The organism is uncultured Bacteroides sp., from assembly GCF_949298305.1.
Lineage (GTDB): Bacteria > Bacteroidota > Bacteroidia > Bacteroidales > Bacteroidaceae > Bacteroides.
Map to the genome: position 1 here is coordinate 15,699 of NZ_CASFWU010000032.1, position 20,432 is coordinate 36,130.

13 protein-coding genes are annotated in these 20,432 nt (G+C 57.3%); 8 read left to right on the forward strand and 5 right to left on the reverse strand.

Annotated features, from left to right (window positions below; translation table 11 throughout):
* Positions 1-1,005 (forward strand): M28 family peptidase, encoded by a 1,005-nt coding sequence (locus Q1Y74_RS06025; protein ID WP_300812910.1) that lies wholly within the window; start codon positions 1-3, stop codon positions 1,003-1,005.
* Positions 1,006-1,050: 45 nt separating this feature from the next.
* Here the strand turns inward: Q1Y74_RS06025 and mnmA are convergent, their stop codons facing one another.
* Positions 1,051-2,097, reverse strand: coding sequence for a tRNA 2-thiouridine(34) synthase MnmA (gene mnmA / locus Q1Y74_RS06030; protein WP_300812911.1), 1,047 nt, complete (start codon positions 2,095-2,097; stop codon positions 1,051-1,053).
* A 439-nt stretch (positions 2,098-2,536) separates the two neighbouring features.
* Between mnmA and Q1Y74_RS06035 the strand changes: the two genes are divergently transcribed.
* Together Q1Y74_RS06035 and cysS are read left to right on the forward strand one after the other, a co-directional pair.
* The gene (locus Q1Y74_RS06035) at positions 2,537-4,846 is read left to right on the forward strand and encodes a HAMP domain-containing sensor histidine kinase (RefSeq protein WP_300812913.1); all 2,310 of its coding nucleotides are present in this window, start codon (positions 2,537-2,539) and stop codon (positions 4,844-4,846) included.
* Between the two features lie 63 nt (positions 4,847-4,909).
* On the forward strand, positions 4,910-6,385 hold the full coding sequence (cysS, locus tag Q1Y74_RS06040; protein ID WP_300812915.1) for a cysteine--tRNA ligase: 1,476 nt from the start codon (positions 4,910-4,912) through the stop codon (positions 6,383-6,385).
* Between the two features lie 304 nt (positions 6,386-6,689).
* Here cysS and Q1Y74_RS06045 read toward each other — a convergent pair whose 3' ends face one another.
* On the reverse strand, positions 6,690-8,234 hold the full coding sequence (locus Q1Y74_RS06045; RefSeq protein ID WP_300812917.1) for a sulfatase: 1,545 nt from the start codon (positions 8,232-8,234) through the stop codon (positions 6,690-6,692).
* 104 nt (positions 8,235-8,338) lie between these two features.
* Positions 8,339-9,544, reverse strand: coding sequence for a glycoside hydrolase family 88 protein (locus Q1Y74_RS06050; protein ID WP_300812919.1), 1,206 nt, complete (start codon positions 9,542-9,544; stop codon positions 8,339-8,341).
* Between the two features lie 283 nt (positions 9,545-9,827).
* Here Q1Y74_RS06050 and Q1Y74_RS06055 point away from each other — a divergent pair, with 283 nt between their 5' ends.
* Entirely contained in the window at positions 9,828-10,232 is a 405-nt protein-coding gene (locus Q1Y74_RS06055) for a hotdog fold thioesterase (protein ID WP_300812920.1), read from the forward strand.
* Here the strand turns inward: Q1Y74_RS06055 and Q1Y74_RS06060 are convergent.
* Together Q1Y74_RS06060 and Q1Y74_RS06065 are read right to left on the reverse strand one after the other, a co-directional pair.
* A complete protein-coding gene (locus Q1Y74_RS06060) occupies positions 10,222-10,989 on the reverse strand; it encodes a DUF3108 domain-containing protein (protein ID WP_300812998.1) in 768 nt (255 codons plus the stop codon). The two genes, Q1Y74_RS06055 and Q1Y74_RS06060, sit on opposite strands and share 11 nt — an antisense overlap.
* A 73-nt stretch (positions 10,990-11,062) precedes the next feature.
* A complete protein-coding gene (locus tag Q1Y74_RS06065) occupies positions 11,063-12,970 on the reverse strand; it encodes an Ig-like domain-containing protein (protein WP_300812922.1) in 1,908 nt (635 codons plus the stop codon).
* 300 nt (positions 12,971-13,270) lie between these two features.
* Between Q1Y74_RS06065 and Q1Y74_RS06070 the strand changes: the two genes are divergently transcribed.
* The 4 genes from Q1Y74_RS06070 (at position 13,271) to lpxA (ending at position 20,282) form a co-directional block, all read left to right on the forward strand.
* Positions 13,271-14,446: an efflux RND transporter periplasmic adaptor subunit gene (locus Q1Y74_RS06070; protein ID WP_300812924.1), complete on the forward strand. Its 1,176-nt coding sequence runs from the start codon at positions 13,271-13,273 to the stop codon at positions 14,444-14,446.
* Between the two features lie 123 nt (positions 14,447-14,569).
* Positions 14,570-17,989, forward strand: coding sequence for an efflux RND transporter permease subunit (locus Q1Y74_RS06075; protein ID WP_300812925.1), 3,420 nt, complete (start codon positions 14,570-14,572; stop codon positions 17,987-17,989).
* Between the two features lie 111 nt (positions 17,990-18,100).
* On the forward strand, positions 18,101-19,486 hold the full coding sequence (locus tag Q1Y74_RS06080) for a TolC family protein (RefSeq protein ID WP_300812927.1): 1,386 nt from the start codon (positions 18,101-18,103) through the stop codon (positions 19,484-19,486).
* 28 nt (positions 19,487-19,514) lie between these two features.
* Entirely contained in the window at positions 19,515-20,282 is a 768-nt protein-coding gene (gene lpxA / locus Q1Y74_RS06085) for an acyl-ACP--UDP-N-acetylglucosamine O-acyltransferase (protein ID WP_300812929.1), read from the forward strand.
* The last annotated feature ends 150 nt before the right edge of the window (positions 20,283-20,432 follow it).

Here is a 20,432-nt window from a genome sequence, read left to right on the forward strand (position 1 = left end):
ATGTATAGAACACTTCTCGGAATCATCTGTTTCCTTTTTGGCACATGTATGCTTCATGCGCAGTCTCCCAAGGAGAAAGGACTGAAAAGCATCAACCGAGCCTCGGCCGAGGCCATTGTGGGTTTCCTGGCCGACGACGAACTGCAAGGGCGCGAGGCCGGCATGCACGGCTCGCGGGTGGCGGCCCGCTATCTGGCTGCCTGGCTGAAAGACATCGGGGTGGCACCGCTCCTCGGCGAGAGCTACTACCAGCCCTTCGAGGCCTGTGCGCGCGAGCGCCAGCAGCGGGGGCGCTTCCAGGTCCATCCGGACTCCGTCGCCCTCTACAAGCAGGGCACCTACCGCTCCCTGCAACTGAACAACGTGCTGGGCGTCATCCCCGGCGAGCGGACGGACGAGTATGTGGTGGTGGGCGCGCACTTCGACCACCTGGGCACGGACTGCACGCTGGCGGCCGACGGCATCTACAACGGGGCCGACGACAACGCCTCGGGCGTGTCGGCCGTGCTCCAGATAGCCCGTGCCTTTGTGCTTTCCGGCCAGAAGCCGCTGCGCAACGTCATCATCGCCCTGTGGGACGGCGAGGAGAAAGGCCTGCTCGGTTCGGCCTATTTCACGGCTACGTGTCCCTTCGTCAGCCGGATTAAAGGGTACCTCAACTTCGACATGATAGGCCGCAACAACAAGCCCGACTGTCCGCAGCACGTGGTCTACTTCTACACCGAGTCGCATCCCGCCTTCGGCCAATGGCTGAAGCAGGACATCCGCACCTACGGCCTCGACCTGAAGCCCGACTACCGCCCCTGGGACCGTCCCGTGGGAGGCAGCGACAACGCATCGTTCGCCCTGCTGGACATTCCCGTCATCTGGTACCACACCGACGGGCACCCCGACTACCACCAGCCCACCGACCACGCCGACCGCCTGAACTGGGACAAGCTGACGGACATCACCCGCGCCTCGTTCCTGAACATGTGGAACCTGGCCAACGAGGAAACCTATTAGCACGCAAGAAGCGGCGGGAGGAACAGGCCTGCCGCCGCGCCTGCCTCACACAATAATCCCCCCGCCCAGCAGCAGCCCTTCGGCATCGTAGAAGGCGGCGGCCTGGCCCGAGGCAATGGCCTCCAGCGGCTCCAGCAGGTGTATGCGGAGCAGGCCGCCCTCGTCTGCCGTCACCCGGCAGCGGTTGGCCTGCTTGCGGTAGCGTATCTTCACAATGACCTCCTCGCCGCCCGTCACGCGGGCCTCGTCCACCAGGTTCCAGTCCTTCAGCCACATCTCCGTGCGGTAGAGCGAGGCGAGCGGTGCCAGCACCACCTCGTTCCGTCCGCGGCGTATCTCCTTCACGTAGACCGCGCGGTTCAGGTGGATGCCCAGCCCGCGCCGCTGGCCGACGGTGTAGAAGGGATAGCCCTCGTGCCACCCCAGAAAATCACCTTTTTCATCGAGAAACCGTCCCCGTCCGGGCAAGGCCGAGGCGGGCAGTTCGCGCCGCAGGAAGGCGCGGTAGTCGCCCGGGCAGAAGCAGACGCCCAGGCTGTCCTTCTTCTCCGCCACGCGCCCGAAGCCCCGGCGGGCGGCGTAGGCGCGGGCCTCGGCCTTCGTCAGGTCGCCCATGGGCAGAAGCATGCGCCGCAGGATGTCCTGCTTCAGTCCCCACAGGAAGAAGGACTGGTCCTTGTCGGGGTCGGCGGCGGGGGCGAGGTAGAACCTGCCTTCGCGGCACACCTTGCGCACATAGTGGCCCGTGGCTATGAGCGGAATGCCCATTTCATCGGCCATCTGTGCCAGCAGGGGCCACTTCAGCCGGTTGTTGCACAGGGTGCAGGGCACGGGGGTGCGGGCCGCCAGATACTCGTCGGTGAAGTAGCGGATGATGCGGCGGCGGAACTCGTCGCGCACGTCGCGCACGTAGTGGGCAATGCCCAGCCGGGCGGCCAACCGGCGGGCGTCGTCCAGGTGCGCCTCGCCGCCCTCCGCCTCGTAGAAGCGGAAGGTCACCCCGGCCACCTCGTAGCCGGCCTCCTGCAGGAGCATGGCGGCCACGGAGCTGTCCGTCCCCCCGCTCATGCCCAGTAATACTTGTTCTTTCATCGTTCCATCGTCATTCAACGGTTATTCAATCCATCCCCTACGAGCACCCAACGAAAAAACAGCGGTCATCCGCCCCAATCCCGACGGTTTTTCAATGGTCGTTGGGCTGGTTTTGTGCGAATCGCTGATAATCAGTCGTTTGCTGTTCGCCGGAAATCCGGCGCGAGCCGTGCAGGCATTGTCCGTGCACCGTGCAGGCATTGTCCGTGCACCGTGCAGGCATCGTCCGCGCACCGTGCAAGCATTGTCCGCGCACCGTGCAAGCATCGTCCGCGCACCGTGCAAGCATCGTTTTCCGCGGCCCTGCGGGCTGCACCCGGGCGGGCAAAGATACGATGCTTTTTCCGTCCGGCGGCAAAAACGCGCCACATTCCTCCGGCTTCTGCGAAAAATGTGTACCTTTGCAACGCCGAACCGGCCTCCCCCGCAATTCCGACACATGAAAACAAAAAACGTCCTCCTGCTCTCGTTCCTCGCCCTGCTGCTCATCAGCCTTTTCCAGCGGGCAGGCGTATGGTTTGCCTACCGCAACCAGATGCAGAAGGCCGAGGCCACGCTGGCTGCGTGCTTCAAGGAAACCTTTACATTGGTGACGGACGCCCAGGTGAACCGCCTGCCCTATCCCGAAGGGACCGTTACCCACATCGTCTATGCACCCGACAGCCTGCACTTGGACGTCGAGGACTGCCAGCTTCACTACGCCGAACAGACTTCGGCCGTGCTGCAGGACGGCTACGGGTTGCCCGAGACCTCGCTCGACTCGCTGCGCCTGACGCTGGCCGCCGTCCTGCAACGCGAAGGCGTGACGGGCAGCATCTACATCCGCAAGCTGGATGCCGCCACCGGCCGCACCCTTCAGACATCGCCCGCCGGTGTCCCGCTGCCCGACAAAGGCATCGGCGTGCTGACCTCGCCCCGCGCCCTGCTCCATCCGCAGCGGGGCATCGCCGTAGAAGCCGTCGCCGACCTGCATTACTTCGACCACCCGTCCAACCTGCTTTTCCCGGGGCTTACCTTCCTCATCACCGGCCTGCTGATAGGAGCCATTGCCTTGCGCATGCGCCTGCTGCAACGCCTGCGACGCGACATCGGCCGCCAGTGCGAGGACTTTTACCGGCTGGCCGAACAGATGGCGCAACCCGTCCGCCGGATGCAGGCCTGCCTGCATGCCTCCCGTTGGACCGAAGCCCGGCAGAAGGGGCAGCAAGTGCTCTGCGACACCGAAGCCACCCTGACCCGCGCCAAACAGGAGAATGCCCGCCTGCGTTCGCGCCGCACCACATGGCTGCGCCGCCTGTCGTGGGGCATGGTGCCGCTGGCCTTCGTGCTGCCCGCCCTGTGGGCCGGATACATCTACTACGAACAGTGGAGGGCCCTGAACCGCGAAGTACAGGTGTGCATCGAAGAAGCCTTTGTCGAGGAAAATGACCTGCGCCACAGCCGCTCGCTCGACGTCAACCACCTGCACGGCACCCGCAAGTCGCACATCACCGGGACGACCGACTACTTCCGCCATCAGATGGACTCGCTGCTGACCATCCTCTACCGGAAAACAACCGACGAGAAGGGCAACACCGGCTACGCACCCGCTTTCCCCGGCTCCGTCAGCGAGATTTATGTATCCCATCAGAGCATGAACCTGAGCGAAGGCACCCGCCTCTTCCGCGCTTACGGCACGCAGCAGCTCGTCAACCAACGGCCCGTCGCCGTACCTCTCGACACGCTCCGGATGGACTCGCTCTTTCGTGCCGCCCTCACCGATGCCGGACTGAAGACACCGGGCGGCATCCGCATCGTGCGCCCTGCCACGGGCCGGGTCGTCAGGCAGACGGCGCACGCCGTTCCCCGTTGGGGCAGCCTCGTCACTACGCCCCTGCGTCTGGCAGACGACGGCGCGGTGTGCGTGCAGGGCGTAGTGCCCGCCCCCGAAAGGCTCATCCTCCGTTCGGCGTGGTATCTCTTTGTGCCGCTGGGACTGACGTTCGCTTTCAGCCTACTGTGCATCGGTCTGCTGTGGCGTGCCTGGAGGCAGCAGCGCAGACTGGAGCAGTTCCGCAAGGACTTTACCTACTCCATGATACACGACATGAAGTCGCCCCTGCAAACCATTCTGATGGGAACACAAATCATGGAAAGCGGCCGCCTGGCCGACAAGCCCGAAAAGGCCGACAAGATAGTCCGGGCCATGAACGACGAATGTGCCCGTCTGCTCACCCTCTCGGGACGCGTGGTCATGCTGACGCAGATGGACCGCGGCGAGCTGGAGCTGCATCCCGTGCCTGTGTCCTTGCTGCCGCTGTTCAACGACCTCGCCTCCAAGTTCCGCCTCAAGGCATCCAAGCCGGTGGAGTTTGACATTGTCTGCCCGGACGGCCTTTGCGCCACGGCCGACGCCTTCTGCCTGCGCGAGGTGCTGTCCAACCTGATAGACAACGCCGTGAAGTACTCCGGCCCGTCCGTGCGCATCCGCTTGGAGGCCGAAGCCGCTGCCGACGGCACGCTGCACATCAAGGTACGCGACAACGGCATCGGCATCCCCCTGAACCGGCAGATGAAGATATTCGGCAAGTTCGAGCGCATAGCCTCGGGCAGCCGCACCACCGGCGCGTCAGGCTTCGGCCTGGGGCTGAACTTCGTGTGGCAGGTGGTGCAGGCCCACGGCGGCAGCATCGCCGTGGAGAGCCGTGAGGGCAGCGGCAGCGAATTTACCGTCGTGCTGCGGCCTGCCGACAAAAAAACAAGGCCGTAATGGAGCTACTTATCCGAAAAACAGTAACTTTGTGCGGCTAATCGGAAATAAATACCTAACAATATGGAACATCAACTGACAATTTACAACACCCTGACGCGCAGGAAAGAACTCTTCAAGCCGCTGCACGCCCCCCACGTGGGCATGTACGTCTGCGGCCCTACGGTCTATGGCGACCCGCACTTGGGACACGCCCGTCCGGCCATCACCTTCGACATCCTCTTCCGCTACCTCAAGCACCTGGGATATAAAGTGCGCTATGTGCGCAACATCACCGACGTGGGCCACCTGGAACACGACGCCGACGAAGGCGAGGACAAGATAGCCAAGAAGGCACGTCTGGAGCAACTGGAGCCGATGGAAGTGGCACAGTATTACGCCAACCGTTACCACGAGGCTATGGATGCCTTGGGCGTACTGCGTCCCAGCATCGAGCCGCAGGCGTCGGGACACATCATCGAGCAGATAGAACTGGTGAAGCAGATTCTGAAGAACGGATATGCCTACGAAAGCAAGGGTTCCGTCTACTTCGACGTGGCCAAGTACAACCACGACCACCACTACGGCAAGCTCTCGGGCCGCAACCTGGACGACGTGTTGAACACCACGCGCGAGCTGGACGGACAGGACGAGAAGCACAATCCCGCCGACTTCGCCCTGTGGAAGAACGCGCAGCCCGAGCACATCATGCGATGGCCGTCGCCCTGGGGCAACGGCTTTCCGGGCTGGCACTGCGAATGTACGGCCATGGGACGGAAGTACCTGGGCGACCACTTCGACATTCACGGCGGCGGCATGGACCTCATCTTCCCCCACCACGAGTGCGAGATAGCGCAAAGCGTGGCCAGCCAGGGCGACGACATGGTGCACTACTGGATGCACAACAACATGCTGACCGTGAACGGACAGAAGATGGGCAAGAGCTACAACAACTTCATCACGCTGGAACAGCTCTTCACCGGCACGCACCCGCTGCTGGAGCAGGCCTACACGCCGATGACCATCCGCTTCTTCACCCTCCAGGCACACTACCGCAGCACCGTGGACTTCGGCAACGAGGCCCTGAAGGCCGCCGAGAAGGGACTGGCCCGACTGATGGACGCCGTCAGCGGACTGGACAAGATTACGCCCGCGCAGGCATCGACAGTGGACGTAAAGCAGCTGCGTGAGAAGTGCTACGAAGCCATGGACGATGACCTGAACACGCCCATCGTCATTGCCCACCTGTTCGACGGAGCCAAGATGGTGAACAACATCGTGGCAGGCAACGACACCATCACCGCCGCCGACCTGGAGGAGCTGAAAGAGACCTTCCGCCTCTTCTGCTTCGACATCCTGGGCCTGAAGGGCGAGAACGCCTCGAACGCCGCCCGCGAAGAAGCCTTCGGCCACGTGGTGGACATGCTGCTGGAAGAACGCGCCAAAGCCAAGGCCAACAAGGACTGGGCCACGAGCGACAAGATACGCAACGAACTGACCGCCCTGGGCTTCGAGATTAAGGACGGCAAGGACGGCTCGGAGTGGAAGCTGAACAAGTAAGCCCCATCCGCGCCGGACAAGCGCACGGAAAAGAGAAAGGAGCGTACCCGAACCTGACGGGTGCGCTCCTTTCGTTTTTCTTTGGGAAATTGTTCCTTAATTATTTAAGTTTCGCAAGTTTATTAACTGGTTGTAGTTAAGGAGTTAAGAAGTTAAGGAGTTAAGTCAATACCTTTGTGAGAACGGATGCAGACCATACAAGCCCACCCTGGTGGAACCTCTCCCCCTTCGGGGGGAGTTGGAGGGGGCTTCCTTCTAACTCCTTTAACTCCTGCAAGTTTCGCACTTGCGAAACTTGAGTTAATTAATAAGGTATCATGTCCTTGAGGATGCCTTGCCGGTACCAGGGGTCGTCAATCTCTTTCAGCACCTTGCCCATCTCGGCGCAGAGCTCCTTCACGGCTTCGGCGTTCTCCTCCAGCGGCAGGTTCTTCAACTGGTAGGGGTCGTTCTCGTCGTCGAAGAGGAGGGACTTCTCCAACTGGTGGGTCTGGCGGTCGATGTAGAGGGCCAGCGTGTACTTGGCCGTCTTGAAGCCGCGGGCCGAGGGGAAGTAGCTCCGCACCTTGCCGTCGGCATCCTTCTCGCCGTCCATGTTCTGGATGTAGAGCGCACCCGCAGGACGCACGACATCGGCCTTTTCATCGAAGAAGAGGGGGGCGTAGTTGCGTCCCTGAACCGTAGCGGGGATGGAGTCGGCCAGTCCGGCCAGGCCCAGCAGCGTAGGCATGATGTCGGGCGAAGAAAGCATCAGGTCGTCCACACGCGGCACCAGCTTGCCGGGATAGCGGACGAGGAAGGGCACGTTCATGGACTCGGCATACGGTGAGTTCTTGGGGTCGTCGGTTCCCTGGCTGCACATGGTTTCGCCGTGGTCTGACGAGAAGACGACGATGGTGTTCTTGTCCAGTCCCAGTTCCTTCAGCGCGTCGAGTATCTGGCCGAAAGCGCGGTCGACGCCCGTCACCGAAGCGAAGTAGTAGGGCGTGCTGGCCGCTTTCTTCATCTTGGGGTCGGCGTTGGGGCGCACAAGGAGGCTGTCCAGCGGAATGTCCTTGTAGAGGTTGAAGTCCTCCTCCATGCAGTCGTCCAGCGAGCGGTAGGGGCTGTGGGGAGGGTTCATGCCCACCATGATGAAGAAAGGTTTCTGCGTGTCGCGCACATTGCCCTCGTTCTTCAGGTAGCTGACCACCATCCTGGCCTCGTGCAGGGGCGACCATTCCTTGGGGTCGTGGCGGCGTCCCTCGGTGTCCCAGTAATGGGGATTCTTATGCACGTCGTAGGTGCCGTAGGAGTACCAGTAGTTGAAGCCGTGGCGGCGTTCCTTTGGCGTATAGGCGTCCCAGGCGGGCACTTGTGTCTCCACATAGTTTCCGGGGTTGTTGGGGTCGTTGGGTGTGGGGCAGTCTGCGTGCAGTTTGCCGAAGTAGGCACAGTCGTAGCCGGCCTTGCTGAACACGTCGCTCACGCACTCCACATCCTCGCGCAGCGTGCTGATGGGGCGGTTGGAGTTGCAGTTGAGGGGCACACCGCTCTTGTTGGGGTACATGCCCGTCAGCAGGATGCCGCGGTGCGGGCTGCTCAGGGGGCAGTTGCTCTGTACAGACGTGAGCACCACGGACTCGCGGGCGAAATCGTTGAGGCGGGGTGTGTGGACGGGGTCGTTGCGGAAGTTCACGTGTTCGCGGAAGCCTTCCTGTCCCCAGAACTCCATGGCGTGGTTGCGGTATTGGTCGGGGAATACGTAGATGACGTTGGGCTGTTGGGCTTGTTGGGGTTGCTGTTCCTTGCATCCGGCCAGCGCCAGCAGTCCCAGCCCGCTTATGACAAGATTAAGGGGTTGTTTCATGGTTCGTAGATTCGTTGAAGCCACGAGCCGCAAGATGCGAGGGAATGCCGTCCGGCATTCCGCTTCTTCACTTGCAGCCCGTGGCCTATCGGTTATTGGCACAATTATTTTTCTTCCAGGTCGCGCTTGCGCATCAGGGCTTCCAGGAAATAGTAGTCGGCATAGTTCAGCGGAACGTCGATTTCCGCGCCGTGAGGAATGCTGCCTACGGAGTGCATCAGGATGAAGTTGCCGTTGGTGCCCACTTCGGCACGGTAGGCCGGAGAAGCCAGGCTCTCCATAATCTTGTCTGCGGTCTCCTTGTAGTTCTTTCCGGGCAGGTAAGTACTCATTTCGTAGAGGGCCGAGGCTGTGCAGGCGGCCGACGAAACGTCGCGCGGCTCGTTGGGAATGTTGGGAGCGTCATAGTCCCAGTAAGGAACGAGGTCGGCAGGCAGGTTCTTGTTGTTGAAGATGAAGTTGTAGACCTTCTCGGCATGGTCCAGATACTTCTTGTCGTGCGTATAGCGGTAGCAGGTGGTATATCCGTACAGGGCCCATGCCTGTCCGCGCGCCCACGAAGACTCGTCGGCATATCCCTGTGCGGTCTGCTTGCTGCGCACCTCGCCGGTCTCGGGGTCATAGTCCACCACATGATAGCAGCTGTTGTCGGCACGGAAATGGTTGGCCAGTGTGGTGTCGGCATGTTTCACGGCTATGTCATAGAAAGTGGAGTCGCCCGACAGACGGGTGGCCTCGAAGAGCAGTTCAAGATTCATCATGTTGTCTATGATGACCGGACACTTCCATCCGCGCTCAGCCTGCCAGCCCCTGTCGGCATCCCACGACTGGATGACGCCCGCACCGGGACGGAAGCGGGTGGACAGCGACCTGGCAGCCTCGACAATGACATCCTTGTAGGCCGTCTTTCCGGCCAGGCGGTAGCCGTTCAGGTAACTGCATCCGATCATGAAGCCTACGTCGTGATGCCACTTCAGGTGCTTCACAGAGTCCAGGTCTTCCGTATATTTCTCTGCCAGTTTCTCCCACTTCTGGTCGCCTGTCAGTTCGTAGGTCAGCCACATGCTGCCGGGGAAAAAGCCGGAGCACCAGTCGTCAATGGGTATGTAGTGGATGCTTCCATCCTTGTTGACCGTACGCGGATTCAGTATTTTGCCCGACTTCTCGATAATGTCTGTCTGGAGCGTGTGCTGCGCCACGGCATTGTCTATGTTGTCTTGGATGAAGTTGCTTTCAGGCTGCTGTTTCTGTCCTGCGCAACTGGCAAAAAGAAGGATTGAAACTCCCAGGGTAGTGAGGGCTGTTTTCATAATAATGGATTTATTAATTAATGATACAATGTTTTTCCGGATGCAAATGTAGGGTGAATGCGCTTATTTGACCTTCCTAAAAAATTCAATTAAAGGGTAATTTTGTTACATTTGCATCCGTCCAGAAGAAGACGGCCGGAGAAAGAACTGTACGATTTGCGTTCTTCTGCCTCCCGAAGCCCTGTGGCGATGCCTTCACAAGATGGCAGAGTGCACAAATCGTACATCGCAGGAATGTCTGTCTGGAAAACGAAACGGAAAATCACTAAATACAACAAGAACCATGACACCGCAAGATTTTTTCAAGAACGACCGCTTTGCCGCACAGGCCGGAGTGGAACTGCTGGAAGTGAAAGAGGGATACAGCAAAGCCTCGATGACCATCAAGGAGGAACACCTGAACGCCGGACACCGCACGCAGGGCGGAGCCATCTTCACACTGGCCGACCTTGCCCTGGCCGCCGCGGCCAACTCGCACGGCACACTGGCCTTCTCGCTCTCGTCGAACATCACCTTCCTGCGCGCCAGCTGTGCGGGCGACACCCTTTATGCCGAGGCGCGCGAACGCTACACCGGCCGCAGCACGGGCTACTACCAGATTGACGTCACCAACCAGCGCGGTGAACTGATAGCCACCTTCGAGTCGAGCGTATTCCGCAAGTCGGACCCGCTGCCGTTCAGTCTGTGATTACGGATGTGAGCGGATAGCGGTTGCCTCGAACGCTTTTCAGAAAAGCCTTTGCCGAACCGAAGTTCAAGTACATGTCCAGGCGGATGGGAAGGTGGTTGTCATCATCCGAAATGAAGAATGTGATGACTTCTTTTTCTTTTCCTTTGTCATTGTACTCCACAAAGGAAAAGACCAGACAGCGGTAAGTTACATCGTCGTTGGCTTCCACGTTCTCCTTACCGCGGTAGATTAGCGTCTGCTGCTCCACCTTTCGGCCAGTGGCCATGGGGAAGTGAATTTTGTCTCCTATCTTATAATCATTGGGATTGTAGGAACGTGCCTGTGCCAGGATGCTCAGCATGTCGAAGATGCAGCGCGAGTCGTTGTACTCCATTTCCTGCACGCGTCCGTCGCGCCACGTGCGGCGTTGTTTTACGTAGGATACGCCGTCGTTGTAGGAGAACCAGGCTTCGTCTACGGTATAGCGCTTGCCTTCTTCGGCCGCCTTGCGGAAGTAAAGGGGCTCGAGTTTGTCGCTGACATAGCAGGTCAGCGTATCGCGCATCTTGAAGAAGAAGTCGGTCTGCTTGCTGCCCACCGAGAGCAGGTTGAAGCGGAAGGCGGGCTTCGACTGGTAGGTGGAGGCGTTGGTGGTCAGACTGGCCAGACCCACCTTTTTCCAGATAAATTTCCAATTAAAGTAAAGGTCGTACATCACGTGTTCGCCCGACTGGAACGCCTTGTTTACAGCCGTACATTGTGCCGATGCCGGCATGGCAAAAACAAGGCAGAACAGTCCGCACGCCAACAGCGCGAATGACTTCTTGCGTCCGGCAGCCGCCATACCGTTAATAACTGCTGCTACTGCTGCGGTTATTCTTTTTCTTCTTTTCATCTGGTTTTTGTTTTTTAAGTTCATTAGGCTTTTGTTGGTCCAAAGGTCTGTCTTTGATGTCCCAAGTTTGGGTTAACTCAAAGTTGGCCTTCAGTTCGAGGACCTGCCAGTAGTAATATACTTCCTCTGGTTGAATCTTATCTTTATACTTTCCTGTGTCCCAAACTCCGTTGCCATTCTTATCATGTACCAACCTTGCTCCGTATTTGCCGGGGTTCAGGAAGTAGAAGTCGGCTTTTCCGTCCACTACAGGAACCGTACGCACTACTTTGTCTTGCGCATCTAACAGTTCGACAAAGTCTGTCGAGTCGGCTCCGGCTATGTTAAAGAAAATGGCACCGTATTCTTCGGGCGTCTTCACTTTGAATTCCTGCTTGATGGCTTTTGTGAACAGTCCGTAAAGGCCGAAGCAGGCGGCGGAGTCCACTTCGAAGGCATAACTTTCGCCAAACTTCCAGTCCTCGCCCGGATAGATGTTGTACACCTTCTTGTCCAGCGAATCGGGGCTCAGCTGGAAGGGGATGTCGTTCCAGAGCGAGTCCACCTTGTGCCGCAAATGGATGGCGCCTTCGTTCAGCGAGTCCAGCGGTTCCTGGAAGGTCAGCGTGATGTAGTCGTACACGTCCATGCTGGAAGGGGCGTAGACATCTACCGGCAGATACTCAATTTCGGGTACAATCTCCTCTCCTTTCTTCCTTTTCTTTTCCAGCTCCTTCTCTTTCTCCTTCGCCTCCTTTTCCTTCTCCTTCTCGGTCTTGGGGCGTTGTTTGGAAACCAGTTTCAGCGTGTCCGTGCGCGGTACCAGTTGTTTCAACGAGTCGGTATAGAGGTAGGAAAGGCTCAGCTTCAACGTGTCAATCTGATAGACCAGCGAATCCTTTATCCAGTAATGGAGCGTATCGTTGCGTCCGGTGGTCTGGTCAACCACAAAAGCGTCCTTTTCATCGAAGTTCAGTCCCTTGATGACCGGCAGACTGTCGGCCGGAGCCGTAAAGTAGAGCGAGAACTTCTGCGGAGTCGGTCGCTCGCTGCGGGCCAGACGCTGGTTGTAGACCAGTTCCCTAAAGCAGCGCAGCATCACGTTGTCCGGCAGGAAGTGGGTATAATTGCGGTCTACAATCGTGTCTATCGTCAGCGAATCCTGCCACAGCGTGTCGCGCCGCATCCGCTGCTCGGACGTGGGGACAATCAGCGAATCGTAGTAGGCAATGATTTCCGTGGGCTGCGAGTAGGAATAAGTCTGGTCGTTCTCCTGCAAGGCATAGATGCGGTACTTGCCGGGAGCCACACCGCGAATCCAGAACTGCCCGCGGCTGTCGGTACGCCCCACGCGCTCGAAAGGCTGTGTGGTAAAGGCGGAATCCTCCAGGTTGGAATGCAGGCCTACCAGCATTCCCTTCACCGGCTCCAGGTCGGCCGCATTGAGAACCGTACCCGAGATGACCATCGTGTCCAGCTGGGCTCCGGTAGAGAAGGTGTACGTGAATGCCTCCAGCGGATTGCCTTCGTTGTTGTCCTGAATGGCGTCGCCGAAGTCTATCGTATAGGTCACATTCTGTTTCAGGCTGTCTTCCAGATTGATGATGACCTTCTTGCTGCTGGCCTTGATTTCGGGTTGCTGCTTCTGGGGAGGAGATATGACAACCTTCTCGTTGGGCTTGTCCAACGTGATGAACTCATCAAATTCGATGACAATCCTCTTCTTGTTGTTGTGAAGAGAGCCGGGTGACGGGCTTCCCGACAGGAAACGAGGCGGGTCTTCGTCGATGGCTCCACCCTCCAGGCGGCCGTAGCTGGCACAAGAGAACAGAATTGCCACGATGACAACCGCTATGCCAAGCTGGCAAATCAAGCGTTTCATCAGATTATTATGGTGACTACAATTTAACATGATGCAAAAATAAAGGTTCTCTACCAAATGACAGAGCACTTTACAGAATTTTATACAAAAAACAAACATTTCACAAATACAATATGAAACATAGTTAAAAAACATGCGTTTTCACATACTATATAAGCGGAAAAGAATAATTTTGCGCCAAAACTGAACAAAACATTTTAGTTTTCTTATAAGCCATTAGATTTTTGGCTACCATAAAATGCACAAAACGCGCCGAACAAATCTTGAAACAACATAAATCAGAAATAATTAAAAGAGAGTATGAAGAGTAGATTAGGATTATTAGTATGTTGCGCGGCACTGCTAAGCAGTTGCGGAGGAAGCGACAAAAGCACAGGCAGTGCTCCCGAAATCGCAGTTATGGAGGTTAAAACCACTACTGCCCACCTGACGAACAGCTATCCGGCTACCATCAAAGGTAAGCAGGATGTGGAAATCCGGCCGATGGTGAGCGGTTTCATCACAAGACTGCACGTAGACGAAGGTGCCGTAGTGAAGAAAGGACAAACCTTGTTCACCATCGACCAAGTACAGTACAAAGCAGCCGTAGAGACGGCGCAAGCAGCCGTGAAAACTGCCGAAGCAGCACTGAAAACCCAACAGCTGACTACTGAAAACAATCGCGAACTGAACAAAAGAGGCATTGTGAGCGATTATCAACTAAGTACATCCGAAAACCAGCTTGCACAGGCTGAGGCCACACTGGCGCAGGCCAAAGCCACACTGACCAATGCACGCCGCAATCTGGAATATACCGAAGTGGCCAGCCCCAGTGACGGCATTGTAGGCGAAATCCCCTACCGTATCGGTAGCCTGGTAAGTGCCTCGATGGCTACGCCGCTCACGACCGTGGCCGACAACTCGGAAATGTTTGCCTATTTCTCCATGCCCGAGCGCCAGTTGCTCAAAATGATTCAGGAAGGCGGTTCTACCAAAGAAATCCTAGCAGACATGCCCAATGTCAATCTGCAACTCATTGACGGTACAATCTATGCCGACAGCGGACGCGTAGAGACCATCAGCGGTGTCATCGACCCCACCACCGGTTCGGTCAGCATGCGCGCCAAGTTCCCCAACCCGCACAACCTGCTGCGCAGCAACTCTACGGGAGACGTGGTATTCCCCAACATCTTGACAGACATCATCCTGGTGCCCCAATCGGCTACGACCGAAATCCAGGACAAGAAGTTTGTCTTCGTACTGCAACCGGACAACACGGTGAAGAATACCGAAATACAAATCTACAAGCTGAACGACGGCACTCATTACTACGTGACCGGAGGACTCAAGGCCGGCGACAAGATTGTGGTTGAAGGCGTACAAGCCATCCACGACGGACAGGCCATCACCCCCATTACTCCGGCAGATAAAGAAAACGCCTACCAGCAAGCACTGAAAGACCAGCGGGAAGGCAACATCCAGACCGCATTCAACTGATGGAGGATTGAGTTTATTAGTTAATGAGTTTTTAAGTTGACGCATTGACGGGAGAAGCCAAGAGCCTCGCAGGTTCCGTTCACCCGTCCGCCTGTCAGCTAAAGGCATAAAAAAGAAAAACAAATGAAATTAGACAGATTCATTAATCGTCCGGTATTGTCCACGGTTATCTCCGTGTTGCTGGTCATCCTGGGCTTCATTGGGTTGGCCACACTGCCTATCACCCAGTACCCGGACATTGCGCCGCCTACCGTTTCGGTAAGCGCCACCTATACGGGCGCCAACGCCCAGACCGTGCTTAACTCGGTCATCTCTCCGCTGGAAGACCAGATTAACGGTGTGGAAAACATGATGTACATGACTTCCGATGCCTCCAACAACGGTTCGGCCTCCATCACCATCTACTTCAAACAAGGCACTGACCCCGATATGGCGGCCGTGAACGTACAGAACCGTGTGTCCATGGCACAAGGCCTCCTGCCGCAGGAAGTAACCCAGATTGGTGTGACCACCCGTAAGCGCCAGACATCCATGCTGATGATTTTCTCCATCTACGATATGGAGGACAAATACAACATCGAGTTCATCGAGAACTACGCCAACATCAACATCATTCCCGAAATCAAGCGTGTAGCCGGTGTGGGTGATGCCTTTGTGATGGGTGCCGATTACTCCATGCGTATCTGGCTGAAGCCTAACGTGATGGCGCAATACAAACTTATCCCTTCGGACATCAGCACGGCCTTGGCCGAACAGAACATCGAAGCTGCTCCGGGACAGTTTGGCGAACGTGGCGGACAGACGTTCCAATACACCATCCGCTACCGCGGACGTCTGCAGACACCTGAAGAGTTCGAAAACATCGTCATCAAGTCACTTGAGAACGGCGAAGTGCTCCGCATGAAGGATGTGGCCGACATCGAATTGGGACGAAGCAGCTACGGCTTCGACAACACCATGAACGGCCACAAGGGCGTCAGCTGTATCGTCTACCAGATGGCCGGTACCAACGCCACAGCCACCATCCAAGACCTTGAACGGGTATTGGAAGAAATGCAGAAGACCATGCCTGCCGGCCTGGGTGTCAACATTGCCCAAAGCGCCAACGACTTCCTCTTCGCCTCTATCCACGAGGTGGTGAAGACGTTGATTGAGGCCTTCATCCTGGTGTTCATTGTGGTGTACATCTTCCTGCAGGACATGCGCTCCACGCTCATTCCGGCCATTGCCATCCCGGTAGCCTTGATTGCCACCTTCTTTGCATTAAAGCTCATCGGATTCAGTATAAACTTGCTTACCCTCTCGGCCATGGTGCTTGCCATCGCCATTGTGGTGGACGACGCGATAGTCGTCGTCGAGGGCGTCCATGCCAAGCTCGACCAGGGCTACAAGTCGGCCCGTCTGGCTTCCATTGACGCCATGCACGAACTGGGCGGCGCCATCGTGTCCATTACGCTGGTGATGATGTCCGTGTTTATCCCTGTGAGCTTCATGGGCGGTACGGCCGGTACGTTCTATCGGCAGTTCGGTCTGACCATGGCCATCGCCATCTTCTTCTCGGCTGTCAACGCCTTGACGTTGAGTCCTGCCCTGTGTGCCATCTTCCTGAAACCGCACAACAGCGACGCCAACCTGAAAGAGCGCGTAGGAACAGCCACCCGCGAGGCACGCCAGATTATGATTGCCCGCTACACCCAGGCACTGGGACGGATTATGAAACCCAGCATGACCATACTCTTTACTATCATAGCCGTTCTGGGCATGATATTCGGCCTGTTCAGCTTCAGCGAACATCCGGTGCTCTGCTCCATTCTGATTGTCATCAGCATCCTGGCCCTGGCCGGTATGACAACCGACAAGTTCAAGCATACGTTCAACACCAAGTACGACTCCATCCTCGAGAACTATAAGAAGAAGGTAACGTTCTTCATCCAGAAGGGATGGCTGACCGGCGGAGTGGTCATTGCCACCATTGTCCTGCTGATGTTGTTCATGCAGACGACCCCGACAGGTATGGTGCCCAACGAAGATACAGGTACCATCATGGGCGCCGTGACGCTGCCTCCCGGTACTTCGCAACAGCGTGCCCAGCAGATTCTGGCACGTGTGGACAGTCTGGTTGCCGCCGACCCGGCTGTTGAGTCACGTACGGTCATCTCCGGCTTCAGCTTCATCGGCGGCCAGGGACCCGGCTACGGCTCCATCATTATCAAGCTGAAACCGTGGGAAGAACGTTCCACCATGCAGAACTCCACCATTGTCTACGCCACCCTGTTCATGCGTGCGCAGAAGATCATCAAGGAGGCACAGGTGCTGTTCTTTGCTCCGCCTATGATTCCGGGTTACTCCGTTTCTACCGATATCGAGTTGAACATGCAGGACAAGACGGGCGGAAGCCTGGACCGCTTCTTTGAAGTGGTGAACGCCTACACGGCCGAACTGGAGAAACGTCCCGAAATCAACTCGGCACGTACCAGCTTCAACCCCAACTTCCCGCAGTACCGCCTCGACATCGACGCCGCTGCCTGTAAGCGTGCCGGCATCACTCCGAACCAGATTCTGAGCGTGATGCAGGGATATTACGGCGGTCTGTATGCCTCCAACTTCAACAGCTTCGGTAAGATGTACCGCGTCATGATACAGGGTGAGCGCGATGCCACGAAGAACCTGGAGTCGCTGGAAAGCATCAAGGTGCGTAACGCCAACGGTGAGATGGCACCCGTCAGCCAGTTTGTAACGCTGACCAAGGTTTACGGACCGGATGTCATCAACCGTTTCAACCTTTACACCTCCATGAAGGTGATGGTGGCTCCTGCTACCGGCTACACTTCGGGACAGGCCCTGCAGGCCATTGCCGAAGTTGCCGGCCAGAACCTGCCCGCCGGCTTCGGTTACGAGCTGGGCGGTATGGCCCGTGAGGAGGCCCAGACCAGCGGAAGCAGCACCGGACTGATTTTCGTGCTCTGCTTCGTGTTCGTCTACCTGTTGCTGAGTGCGCAGTACGAAAGTTACATTCTGCCGCTGGCCGTATTGCTCTCCGTACCTTGCGGATTGATGGGTAGCTTCATCTTTGTGAACGCAGCCAGTCTCATCGGCGGCATTCCGGCCTTGCAGATGATTATCGGCACCATGTCCAACAACATTTACATGCAGATTGCCTTGATTATGTTGATGGGTCTGTTGGCCAAGAACGCCATCCTGATTGTTGAGTTCGCCCTCGACCGTCGCAAGATGGGCATGAGCATCACCTCGGCCGCCATCTTGGGTGCCGGCGCCCGTCTGCGTCCTATCCTCATGACTTCACTGGCCATGATTATCGGTCTGCTCCCGCTGATGTTTGCCAGCGGTGCCGGTGCCAACGGTTACCGTACACTGGGTACCTCGGCCATCGGTGGTATGTTGGTCGGTATGATTCTGCAGATTTTCGTGGTTCCGGCCCTGTTCGTTGCCTTCCAGTATCTGCAGGAGAAGTTCAAGCCGATGGAATGGGACGATGTGGACAACGCAGACGCTACTTCCGAAATCGAGCAATATAGTAAATAACATGGCATGAAGAATGAAGAGTCCGGGCACGAAACGTCAGTTACGGCCCCCGCTCCTTCATCGGGAAGCAGATTCTTCATTCTTCATTCTTAATTCTTCATTTTATACAGTATGAAAGGAAAAATCATCACCCTGATGTGTGCCGCAGCCCTGCTGAGCAGTTGCCACATCTACAAAGCATACGACAGGCCCGAGGACATTACCACGGAAGGCCTGTACCGCGACACGGCGCTGGTGAACGGAACACTGCCCGAAGACACGGCCAACTTTGGCAATGTGCCCTGGAGGGAAGTGTTCACCGACCCCCAGCTGCAGACCTACATCGAGCAGGCGCTGACCAACAACGCCGACCTGCGCACCGCCTTGCTGAACGTCAAGTCGGCACAAGCCGCACTGATGTCGGCCCGGCTGGCTTACCTGCCGCAACTGGCGCTCTCGCCCCAGGGAACGCTGACCAACTGGAACAAAGGCGAAGTCACCGCCGCAACCTACTCCATCCCTGTGACCGCAAGCTGGCAGCTCGACCTCTTCGGCCAGATACTCAACCCCAAACGGGCCGCACAGGTATCGCTCAAGCAGGCTGAATTCACCCGCCAGGCCGTGCAGACACAACTGATTGCCAACGTGGCCAACGTCTACTACACCCTGCTGATGCTGGACCGCCAGCTGCAGATTTCGGAAAGTACGGCCGACATCCTGAAGAGCTACGTGGAGACCTTGGAAGCCATGTACGACTTCGGCAGCGTGAACAGCGCCGCCATCGAACAGAGCCGCAGCTCGTATGCCCAGGTCGTGGCTTCCCTCTCCGACCTGCGTCAAAGCCTGACAGAGACCGAGAGCGCCTTCTGCCTGATGCTGAACGAACCTGCACACGCCGTTGAGCGCGGCAAGCTGGAAGACCAGAACCTGCCCACCGAGTTCTCGGCAGGCATCCCCTTGCAGCTCCTCTCCAACCGTCCGGACGTGAAGGCCGCCGAAATGGCCCTGGCCGCCTGCTATTATAACACCAACAGCGCCCGCGCCGCCTTCTATCCGCAAATCACTCTGAGCGGTTCGGCCGGATGGACCAACAATTCCGGAGCAGGCATCATCAACCCCGGCAAGCTGCTGGCCAACGTGGTGGGTTCGCTCACACAGCCTCTCTTCTACCGCGGTGCCAACATTGCCCGCCTGCGTCAGGCCAAGGCACAGGAAGAGCAGGCCAAGATTGCCTTCCAGACATCGCTGCTCAACGCCGGAAACGAGGTGAGCAATGCCCTTGCCCTCTATCAGAACACTACCGAAAAGGTCTATTCGCGCACCATGCAGGTAAATTCTGCACAGAAAGCGGCCGAAGACACCAAGGAATTGTTTAACCTGGGCACGTCAACCTATCTGGAAGTCCTCTCGGCACAGCAGAGCTACCTCAGCGCACAGCTCTCCGAAGTGACCGACACGTACGACCGGATGCAGGCCGTCATCAACCTGTACCAGGCATTGGGCGGAGGAAGAGAATGATATGTGTTACTTATAAATACCTAATATTATGATTAGTCCATTAGCTTATGTAGATCCTGCCGCAAAGATAGGCAAGAATGTGACCATACAGCCGTTTGCCTACATCGAAGGCGATGTAGTGATTGGCGACGAATGCATCATCATGTCCGGAGCGCGCATCCTGAACGGCACCCGCATGGGAAAGCAGAACATTGTTCACCACGGCGCCGTGCTGGGCAGCACGCCGCAGGATTTCAAATACGAAGGCGAAGACAGCCTGCTGATTATCGGTGACAAGAATGACTTCCGCGAGAACGTGGTCGTGGCCCGTGCCACGCACAAGGACGGAGGCACACGCATCGGCAATGAAAACTACCTGATGGATGGCACCCACCTCTGCCACGACGTGCAGGTGGGCAACAAGAACGTGCTGGGCATACGCAGCATGATGGCCGGCGAAAGCCGCATCGACAACTGCAGCATCCTCAGCAGCGGCGTCATCATCCAGCAGCACTGCCACATCGGCGACTGGGTGCTCATCATGGCCGGCTGCCGCATTGCCAAGGACGTGCCGCCCTACATCATCATGGAAGGCAACCCCGCCAGCTACCACGGCATCAACGCCATGGTGCTGCAGCACAAGAACCAGATGGGAGAGCGCATCCTGCGCCACATCATGAACGCCTACCGTCTGGTCTACCAGGGCAACTTCAGCGTGCAGGACGCCTTGCTGAAGATTGAGGACCAGGTGCCCATGAGCGACGAGATACACAACATCATCAACTTCATACAGAACTCCAAGGAGATTGTGAAGTAACCCGTTCGTGTTCACCCTATTCAATGCAGAGAGGCTGCTTCAAAGACAGGTTTGAGGCAGCCTCTTTTGTATCCGTAGCTCCGGATGCGACATTTTCACCCGTGTTTCCACCGCCAGGAAATCCAATCAAGCCCTCCGCCCAACCGGACC

Excerpts from the sequence above, each read along its gene's own strand:
- Q1Y74_RS06075 (WP_300812925.1), top strand. The coding sequence starts at position 14,570 with ATGAAATTAGACAGATTCATTAATCGTCCGGTATTGTCCACGGTTATC.
- Q1Y74_RS06025 (WP_300812910.1), top strand. The coding sequence starts at position 1 with ATGTATAGAACACTTCTCGGAATCATCTGTTTCCTTTTTGGCACATGT.
- Q1Y74_RS06065 (WP_300812922.1), bottom strand. The coding sequence starts at position 12,970 with ATGAAACGCTTGATTTGCCAGCTTGGCATAGCGGTTGTCATCGTGGCA.
- Q1Y74_RS06080 (WP_300812927.1), top strand. The coding sequence starts at position 18,101 with ATGAAAGGAAAAATCATCACCCTGATGTGTGCCGCAGCCCTGCTGAGC.
- Q1Y74_RS06035 (WP_300812913.1), top strand. The coding sequence starts at position 2,537 with ATGAAAACAAAAAACGTCCTCCTGCTCTCGTTCCTCGCCCTGCTGCTC.
- Q1Y74_RS06070 (WP_300812924.1), top strand. The coding sequence starts at position 13,271 with ATGAAGAGTAGATTAGGATTATTAGTATGTTGCGCGGCACTGCTAAGC.
- Q1Y74_RS06045 (WP_300812917.1), bottom strand. The coding sequence starts at position 8,234 with ATGAAACAACCCCTTAATCTTGTCATAAGCGGGCTGGGACTGCTGGCG.
- Q1Y74_RS06060 (WP_300812998.1), bottom strand. The coding sequence starts at position 10,989 with ATGCCGGCATCGGCACAATGTACGGCTGTAAACAAGGCGTTCCAGTCG.
- mnmA (WP_300812911.1), bottom strand. The coding sequence starts at position 2,097 with ATGAAAGAACAAGTATTACTGGGCATGAGCGGGGGGACGGACAGCTCC.
- Q1Y74_RS06055 (WP_300812920.1), top strand. The coding sequence starts at position 9,828 with ATGACACCGCAAGATTTTTTCAAGAACGACCGCTTTGCCGCACAGGCC.
- lpxA (WP_300812929.1), top strand. The coding sequence starts at position 19,515 with ATGATTAGTCCATTAGCTTATGTAGATCCTGCCGCAAAGATAGGCAAG.
- cysS (WP_300812915.1), top strand. The coding sequence starts at position 4,910 with ATGGAACATCAACTGACAATTTACAACACCCTGACGCGCAGGAAAGAA.
- Q1Y74_RS06050 (WP_300812919.1), bottom strand. The coding sequence starts at position 9,544 with ATGAAAACAGCCCTCACTACCCTGGGAGTTTCAATCCTTCTTTTTGCC.